General features: G+C 56.6%; 8 protein-coding genes. 3 read left to right on the top strand and 5 right to left on the bottom strand.

All coding sequences use genetic code 11. The features are described from left to right. Nucleotides 1–166 precede the first annotated feature (166 nt). The 3 genes from AC1RMF_RS22495 (at nucleotide 167) to AC1RMF_RS22485 (ending at nucleotide 3,001) form a co-directional block, all read left to right on the top strand. Nucleotides 167–628, top strand: a complete 462-nt coding sequence (locus tag AC1RMF_RS22495; RefSeq protein WP_342620793.1) for a hypothetical protein — start codon at nucleotides 167–169, stop codon at nucleotides 626–628. A gap of 325 nt (nucleotides 629–953) precedes the next feature. Continuing rightward, nucleotides 954–2,333 carry a cytochrome C gene (locus AC1RMF_RS22490; RefSeq protein ID WP_342620794.1) on the top strand — a complete coding sequence of 460 codons (1,380 nt, stop codon included), beginning with the start codon at nucleotides 954–956 and terminating at the stop codon, nucleotides 2,331–2,333. Nucleotides 2,334–2,347: 14 nt separating this feature from the next. Then, nucleotides 2,348–3,001 (top strand): c-type cytochrome, encoded by a 654-nt coding sequence (locus AC1RMF_RS22485; protein ID WP_342620795.1) that lies wholly within the window; start codon nucleotides 2,348–2,350, stop codon nucleotides 2,999–3,001. A 53-nt stretch (nucleotides 3,002–3,054) separates the two neighbouring features. On the opposite strand, the gene AC1RMF_RS22480 is transcribed toward AC1RMF_RS22485, so the two are convergent. The 5 genes from AC1RMF_RS22480 to AC1RMF_RS22460 form a co-directional block, all read right to left on the bottom strand. Further along, the gene (locus AC1RMF_RS22480; RefSeq protein WP_342620796.1) at nucleotides 3,055–4,716 is read right to left on the bottom strand and encodes an NRAMP family divalent metal transporter; all 1,662 of its coding nucleotides are present in this window, start codon (nucleotides 4,714–4,716) and stop codon (nucleotides 3,055–3,057) included. A gap of 29 nt (nucleotides 4,717–4,745) precedes the next feature. After that, nucleotides 4,746–4,895, bottom strand: coding sequence for a hypothetical protein (locus AC1RMF_RS22475; RefSeq protein ID WP_342620797.1), 150 nt, complete (start codon nucleotides 4,893–4,895; stop codon nucleotides 4,746–4,748). A gap of 525 nt (nucleotides 4,896–5,420) precedes the next feature. Beyond that, nucleotides 5,421–6,134: a hypothetical protein gene (locus AC1RMF_RS22470; RefSeq protein ID WP_493144465.1), complete on the bottom strand. Its 714-nt coding sequence runs from the start codon at nucleotides 6,132–6,134 to the stop codon at nucleotides 5,421–5,423. Further along, nucleotides 6,127–6,933 (bottom strand): N-acyl homoserine lactonase family protein, encoded by an 807-nt coding sequence (locus AC1RMF_RS22465; protein ID WP_493144463.1) that lies wholly within the window; start codon nucleotides 6,931–6,933, stop codon nucleotides 6,127–6,129. Before AC1RMF_RS22465 ends, AC1RMF_RS22470 begins: the two co-directional genes overlap by 8 nt. After that, the gene (locus tag AC1RMF_RS22460) at nucleotides 6,930–7,583 is read right to left on the bottom strand and encodes a cysteine hydrolase family protein (RefSeq protein ID WP_493144462.1); all 654 of its coding nucleotides are present in this window, start codon (nucleotides 7,581–7,583) and stop codon (nucleotides 6,930–6,932) included. The genes AC1RMF_RS22465 and AC1RMF_RS22460 overlap by 4 nt, the downstream gene beginning before the upstream one ends. Nucleotides 7,584–7,585 lie beyond the last annotated feature (2 nt).

Genomic DNA, 7,585 nt, shown 5'->3' with positions numbered 1-7,585 from the left:
GGGCAAAGGGGTAAATTGAACTGATCCGCCAAGAATGGTGTGCCGATGGGAAGTGTTGTCATCTGACAAGACCTTGACCTATCGCAACGAAAGGATTTCCGAACAGAGTCATACCCTAAGGTGCGCGTGGCGCTTGTAAAGGTATTGAATAACTTCGGAGTTTCTTATGAAAAAGACAGCAATATTGGTTGGTGTAGCGTTGTTATCTATGTCTGCATTTGCAGAGTTGCCCGTATCCACAGGAACTCCATCGTTGATCTTCAAGGCCATCCAGATTGAGAACACGAAGGACAAACAACAGGAGGTGGTGACACCGTATCGCCTGTATGACAAGCTTGTAGTGACAGTCTTTGACCCGGTGGTTTGCGGGCAACAGCCACAGGCCGCAAAGTTCAAGTTTACGGACAATCACTTAACGGTTGGCTATGACCTGACGCCTGGACCCGGGGGCGATTCAAAGAACTGCGCGTTGGTATCTGAATTTGTCATCGTAAATGCGCCGCACGGCGACTTCGAAGTCAATTTTGCGGGAGGCGATGAGCCGATGACTATTGCGAAATTGCGCAAGTGCCCGTTCTACCAGCCAAAGGGCGAAGACATTTATGAGTGCCTTGCGCCAACAAAATAGCGCCGTACCCATGGTGAATGAGTTGCCGCTACTCTGCATCCATTGATGGGAGTACCAAGTTAGCAGCTTGCGAAAAAAAAACCTCCATCACATGACGGATGGAGGGTTCTGAAAAGCTTTCGCCAATAACATGTAGAGCGAGGGCGCCAATCCCCCACAGTGCACATTGTCGACAGTTCGATACTCTTGAAATGTGCGTCTTTGCAAATTAATGTAAAGCTGGTTTTTTGCCTAATCACCTTGCGCTACGTCAATATTTTCTGCCTGCATCGGATCAGCATTGACCCATGTCGAAGTTGTTTCGGCAAATTGGCAGGAGACGAAAATGAAATTGGTTGAATGCGTTTGTGGCGTTGCTCGATCTTTGTGGTTGGGGACATGGAGAAAGTCGGCCATTGCTGGACTTGTCGGACTGGTATCGCTGATTGCGTGTCAGTCAGCATTGGCTGTACCAACGTTCGCACGACAAACGGGACAAAGTTGCGTGGCGTGTCATGCGGGAGGTCAGTACCCCGAATTGACTCCCTATGGGCGGATGTTCAAGCTGACCGGATACACCTTGGGTGAAGGTGGCAATCCGCTGTCGGCAATGGTGGTGGCAACCAACACCACAACGCAAAATCCAGCGGCAGACGGGTATGGAGCCATGGCCTCAAGCCGGGATGGTCAAACCATTATTGAGAGTGCCAGTGTCTTTTTGGCCGGCAAGGTTACTGACAACATCGGCGGATTTGCGCAGTACACCCAGTCTTTTCCAGATGGGGGAAGTTTTGCAGCCGACAACTTTGATCTGCGGTATGCCGATCGAACGGTTGATGTCAATAGAGATCTGGTTTGGGGGCTCACACTCAACAACAATCCGTCGGTTCAAGACGTTTGGAACAGCGCGCCAGCATGGTCTTCTCCCTATATGAGCACGACACAGGGAGCGTTTGGGGGGCTGCCGTACACGACCTTGCTCGAGGGCGGGCTCTCTCAAAAGGTAGCAGGTATTGGTGGTTATATCTACCTCGATAAGACTTACTACGCCGAACTGACTTCATACCAGGCTGCCAAGGGTGGGCTTTCCTTCCTGAGCTATCCAACGCAAAGCGGAGACACCAGTCATCCATTTGCCGGTACCTATGTTGACGGCAACAACCTGTACTGGCGCCTTGCATACACGCGTGAATGGGATGCTCACAACATCATGGTAGGTGCTTTTGGATTCGATGCTAAAACGCTGGTGGACAATGCGGATGCAATTCCTGACGCGTCTCTTGGAAGCTTGCACTACCGGGATGTGGGCATAGACGCTCAGTATCAGTACTTGTTAGCTCCACATACGTTTACTGCACAAATACGTGCAATACAGGAAAACATTGATGACAACCAAGTTACGCCAACTTACAGCGGATCTGCGACATTAAATACCCTCTTTGCAAAGGCGAGTTATGTCTATCGGCAGACATACGGCGCAAGTTTGACCTACCGAAACGTAACAGGTAGCGCAGACGCAGCGGTTTACACCTACAACGCGACGAGTGTTCCGGATTCTGAGGTGTGGACACCAGAGTTCTTCTACCTGATCAATCAGAACGTGCGCGTGGGCGTTCAGTTCAATATCTTCACCAAATACCTGGGAAGTACATCAAATTACGACGGTGCTGGTCGAAATGCCAGTGACAACAATTCCACATATGTGTATCTGTGGGCCGCTTTCTAATTGGGGAGACGATGATGAAGACCAAACAGCTTTTATTGAAATCCTTCACCGTCGTGGCCGCGGTGCTGACGATGTCCGCCTGCACCAGCCTTGGCAGTAGCCGTGATGTTGCAAACCCGGGTGTGCCCGGGAAGGTTGTAGCCGTTCAGGTGTGCTCCAACTGTCACGGAGTGACAGGTGAGTCCACATCACCGGCATTTCCCAAACTGGCAGGTCAACAAAAGGAGTACCTTGCAGCCCAATTGGCCGATTTCAAGGGCCACGACAGAAGTGACTCCCGTGGCACCCAATACATGTGGGGCTTTACCCACCTGACTGCAGGTCAGGTTGACGAGCTTGCAGATTACTTCTCCAGTCAGCCTGCTATGCGGGCACATATTGGTCAGAGCGCGCTATTGGTCCGAGGAGAGCAAATTTTCAACAACGGAATTCCCGAGAACGAAGTCGTAGCCTGCATGGCGTGTCATGGACCGAAGGCCGAGGGCAATGGTGGATTCCCACGCTTGGCCGGCCAACATGCAAGCTATGTCGTGGAGCAGCTCAAAGTGTTCAAGCACACGGACCAACGTCCCCGTGGTGCCGCTATGAAGCAAATCACGCACGCGCTATCAGATCAGGATATGGAAGCTGTAGCGCAATATTTGGCGTCGATCGGATCGCCAAGATAGCAACCTCGATCATTCGCTTGCGCCTACATACAGCATTTGGGCGCACGCTTCAATCAGGCAGGCATGGCTAGCAAAACGAGTTTTACGATTAGTAATCCCGCCGCGATAACCAGGTAGGCGCGCAGCACCAGCATCCACATGCGGCTGGACAAGCTGAGGCGTGCCGGCGTCAACATGTCCATGGCGGGCATTCTCCAGTTGTCTCGCTCTACTTGCGTCATTGGAAGGAGCGTGTCTTCGGAAACTTGAACGCCTTGATAGCGCTCATAGACCTTGACGGCTAATGCCAAGATTGCGCCGAGTACCGTTCCACCAACCAGGACACCAAGAATGTGTGCATCGCTGATGTCTGGGAAGAGCACGGCCGCAGTCAGAATGACCGAAAGCATCACCAGTACAGCAATGATGGCTGCGGTGAACCAGTTGAGCCCTTTGGAATTGGCCCAAGGGCCCAGTACCGCCTTGTCGTTGCACAGCAGGAGCAAGAAGACGGTAGCGCTAGGAAGCAACACGCCTGCCAAGGTCTGCACGAGGTTGGTGAGAAGTCCCAAGGGCGTGCCAGGAGTCAGTACCAAGGCGGCAGCAACGATGATCAGCCCTATGTAGACCGCATAGAAGGCCTTGGCATCGCCGGGCTTGCGGTGCAGGGAGTGACGCACTGCAAATACATCACCAATGGCGTAAGCCGTTGAAAGCGATACCGCCAATGCACCAATGATGGAAGCGTCGATGAGTGCAATGGCGAAAAATACGCCTGGCACACGACCATAGTATTTCTCCAACCCATTGGCGACACCCAGTGCATCGGTGAAATTGCCGAATTCCGGCTGCCCGCCAAAGGTCTGCGCCGCAAAGGCAATCATGGCAACGGCGCCTACGACCACCAGGAAGATGCCCAGCCAAAGGTCCATGCGCTGGTATCGGATGAAGCGCGGGGTGATTCGCTTGTCGATGACATAGCTTTGCTGAAAGAACAATTGCCAAGGGGCGACGGTGGTCCCGACAATGCCAATGATCAGCAGCATGACTTCGCTCAGCTTGCTATCCTTGGGCATTTGGGGCACAAAGAAGTCATGAGCGATCTGGGTCGGGGCTGGATGGACCATGATCACGATGGGAATCAGTAGCAGACTCGCAAAAACAAGAAACAAGGAGAATCGCTCAAAGCGACGAAAGTCCCCGGTGCTGGCTGCTCCGATGATGATTAGCGCTGCGATTGCGACACCCCATATGCGCGAGACGCCCAGATAATCCAATCCGAGGCTGATACCGATGAATTCGGTAACGATGGTCAAGGCATTGAGCAAGAACAGATCGACTACGCTGAAAGCCCCCCAGAACTTTCCAAAGCGCTCAAAAATCAACCGAGCATGCCCAACTCCCGTGACGGCTCCCAGGCGAAGAACCATCTCCTGGTTGACATAAAGGACAGGTACAAGCAACAAGAGGGTCCATAGCAAGGATGTGCCGTAGTTTTGTCCGGCCTGCGTATAGGTGCCGAATGCACCCGCATCGTTGTCTCCTACCATCACTATCAGACCGGGACCAAGTATTGCCAGTAAGGTGTGCCAGCGCTGTTTCCATGTTGCGCGCACACCGGTATCCCCTAGTTTGATGGTTCCAAACGCTCCACGAATATCTCCCACATGTGCACTGTCGAGCACTGCGCTGGAGCCCACTTTGACGGAATCGTTCATTGCGTTGATTGGGGTCATATTGATTTCTCCTCTGTAGGCATGCGCGATCAGCGAGCGCTGGTCAAGATGGAAAACAAGGCTCCATACGGAGCGGCCGCGACAGGGTCGTGGTGCTGGTCAGCCTTGGGTCGGGTTGTAGATACGCATGTCCAAACCAAAGCCAGAGCCTTGATGACAAAGTGAATATTGAATTTCATGGCAACTCCTTTGTGAAGGCGATCCACAGGATCGACGTCAAAGCGCACACGTCTTTGCTACCGAAAACGCTCAGGCGAACGCTTCAGCACAAACGCATTGCGCAAATGCAAAAAACCGAGGAGATGCACTGCAGTGCCAAGAACTGACACCGAAAGAGAAAGCTGCAACACATCGTCCTGCTGAAACCAGCGAGACGATGCGGAAAAAGGCCGCCTACGTACGCGCTGGAGGGCTCGCCTTGGGCGAACCGGTACTAGGGCCAGATTCCATGGATTACTCCGTTGTTGAGAGGCGCGTATTGTCGTATTGACCGAAATCTGAGTCAATCGACACGGCACGCTTGTTGGGCGAAATTTGGTTTAGATTTGTAAAGATGCTCTGCGAAGTACTCTCCTTCCAAGCTTGCGGTCTTCCCAACCGGCCAATCCCACCCTATCTTTTGCAACGCTACCCCGAAGGCTTGACCGTCACAACTGTGGCCGCCGTAATCCTCAGTGTCTGACTCCCTTTTGAACGCTATCGCCCTAAATTCGGTCCAACGCCCCAGCCCACCACTCCAGCACTCCCCACTCCCCAGCGTGCCCAGCAGCAGTAACCACCGCCCTTCCCCCATCCGCCTGCCGCAGCTCCAGTGCCTCCACCGTCCCCTGCAGCGCCCCTACCGTCGAAGCCTCAATGCGGAATACCCCACCATCCCAAGTACCAAACGTAATCTCAAACGCCGGCCCAATCGGCTCACACGGCCGCATGCGCATCAGGTAGTTGCCGGACACAAAAATGCGCGCACTGACGCGGCCATCGTCGCGTGTCGGCTCTGACAGCGCAATGCGCCTGCCCACAGAGCCGGGCAGGCGGTCCCAGATTTCGAAGTAGGTGCTGTGGATGCCGCGTTCCAGCACGCGCTCGGGTGTTTCGAATTCCATCCAGCCTTCGTCCACCGTGGCGCGCGGTGGCTGGTAGTCCACCAGGCGTTGCCAGGTGCACATTTCCTTGTCGCCCACTTGCGTGATGCGGGTGGTGCCGCTAAAGCCCTGCAAGGGGCGGTCGGGTGACTGTGGCACGCGCAGGTCCACATGCCATTGGCCGAGCTGCATCCAGCGCACCAGGGTGGTGGTGTCCTTGGTGTCCGGGGTTTCCAGCAGCGTGCGCGACCATACGCCAAAGTAGCGCTCGGGTACATCGCCGGTGCTGGGTGCGGGTACGGGCCAGCCGGGGGTGGAGGGGTTCAGGTCATTCATAGGCTTGGGGGAAGGTGTGCAGGCGGTTGTAGAAAGTCATGTCGTGGTTGGGCCAGATGTGGGCGTCGGTCTCCTGCGCCAGGGCTTTGAGCTTGCGGATGCTGTCAATGGCCTGCGCCTCGTTGCCACGCCACAGGCCGCCGGGGGCGATCTCGTCGGCGATGTTCTCTTCCAGGTCGGCTGCGTCGCCTGCCAGCAGCACCGGTGGCCCCTTGGGCAGCTCGATCCACATCGACATATGTCCGGCGGTGTGGCCCGGTGTGCTGATGGCTTGCACGCCCGGCACCACGCTGTATTCGCCGCGCTGCAGCTTGAACTGCAGCGGTGTGCCTGCGTCGTCGGCAAGGTCGTCGTCCCACACGGCGATGTCTTCGCCGGTGTCGGCCGCCTCTTTCTCGTCGAACTGCAGATGGATTTCGGCGCCGCAGCCGCAGCGGCGCAGCTCCTTGAGTCCACCGGCATGGTCAAAGTGCAGGTGGCCGATGAAGATCACATCTACGTCCGCCGGTGTGAGGCCCAGGCGCGCCAGGTGGTGCGGAATGCGCTGCTCTTCGTCCATGCGCGGCGCGGCCATGCCCAGGGCCGAGTCTTCGTAGAAGCGCTTGCGCAGTGCGGGGTCGTTGATCTTGCGGTGGTCGCAGCCCACGTCGTAGAGGATGCGTCCGTTGGCCGTCTCTATCAGGTAGGCCAGGATGGGCGCGTCGATGAACTCGCCATGGCCGCGGTTGTAGGTGGAGATGGTTTTCTCGTAGCGGTGCGTGGCGGTGAGCAGGGGCCAGAGTTTGCGGACCTGGGTCATGTAGGTGTCTCCAAAGCGGCGGGCATGCGTGCCAGCACTGCGGCGCAGGGCTGCACGTCGCCGAATATGCCACCTTCCACCTGCAGCATGTCCAGCGCGGGCCGCTGCAGGTGCGCCTCAGACGCGGCACAGGCGTCGGCCACGGTGATGCAGTGGTAGCCCAGGTCGGTGGCGGCGCGCACGCTGGTGCTCACGCACACCTCGGTGGTCACGCCGCACACCAGCAGGGTCTGTATGCCCTGGGCGCGCAGGATCTGGTCCAGGTCGGTCTGGTGGAAGGCGCTGTAGCCCGGCTTGTCGATCACCGGCTCACCAGCCAGCGGCGCGCATTCGTCCACCATGTCGTGGCCATATTCGCCGCGCACCAGCAGCCGCCCTAACGGACCCGGTGAACCAATGGCGGCGCCCGCTGCGTGGCTGCGTGCCAGTTTGGTGGGTGGGCAGTCGCTCAGGTCGGGCCGGTGGCCTTCGCGGGTGAAGAGCACGCGCATGCCCGCAGCACGGGCCGCTGCCAGCAGGGCCTGCACCGGGGCAATGGTCTGGCGCAGGCGCGCAATGTCCAGCCCGGCCTGCGCCGCATAGCCACGCGGGTCCAGAAAATCACGCTGCATGTCGATGACCAGCAGCGCAGTGGATGTGGCGCTCAGCATGG

Source organism: Rhodoferax sp. GW822-FHT04A08 (assembly GCF_058801025.1).
Note: the sequence above shows the minus strand (reverse complement) of the source record. Positions and strands in the feature narration are given on the sequence as shown.

Coding starts and splice junctions, on each gene's coding strand:
- AC1RMF_RS22475 (WP_342620797.1), bottom strand. CDS start 4,895: ATGAAATTCAATATTCACTTTGTCATCAAGGCTCTGGCTTTGGTTTGG.
- AC1RMF_RS22480 (WP_342620796.1), bottom strand. CDS start 4,716: ATGACCCCAATCAACGCAATGAACGATTCCGTCAAAGTGGGCTCCAGC.
- AC1RMF_RS22470 (WP_493144465.1), bottom strand. CDS start 6,134: ATGAATGACCTGAACCCCTCCACCCCCGGCTGGCCCGTACCCGCACCC.
- AC1RMF_RS22460 (WP_493144462.1), bottom strand. CDS start 7,583: ATGCTGAGCGCCACATCCACTGCGCTGCTGGTCATCGACATGCAGCGT.
- AC1RMF_RS22485 (WP_342620795.1), top strand. CDS start 2,348: ATGAAGACCAAACAGCTTTTATTGAAATCCTTCACCGTCGTGGCCGCG.
- AC1RMF_RS22465 (WP_493144463.1), bottom strand. CDS start 6,933: ATGACCCAGGTCCGCAAACTCTGGCCCCTGCTCACCGCCACGCACCGC.
- AC1RMF_RS22495 (WP_342620793.1), top strand. CDS start 167: ATGAAAAAGACAGCAATATTGGTTGGTGTAGCGTTGTTATCTATGTCT.
- AC1RMF_RS22490 (WP_342620794.1), top strand. CDS start 954: ATGAAATTGGTTGAATGCGTTTGTGGCGTTGCTCGATCTTTGTGGTTG.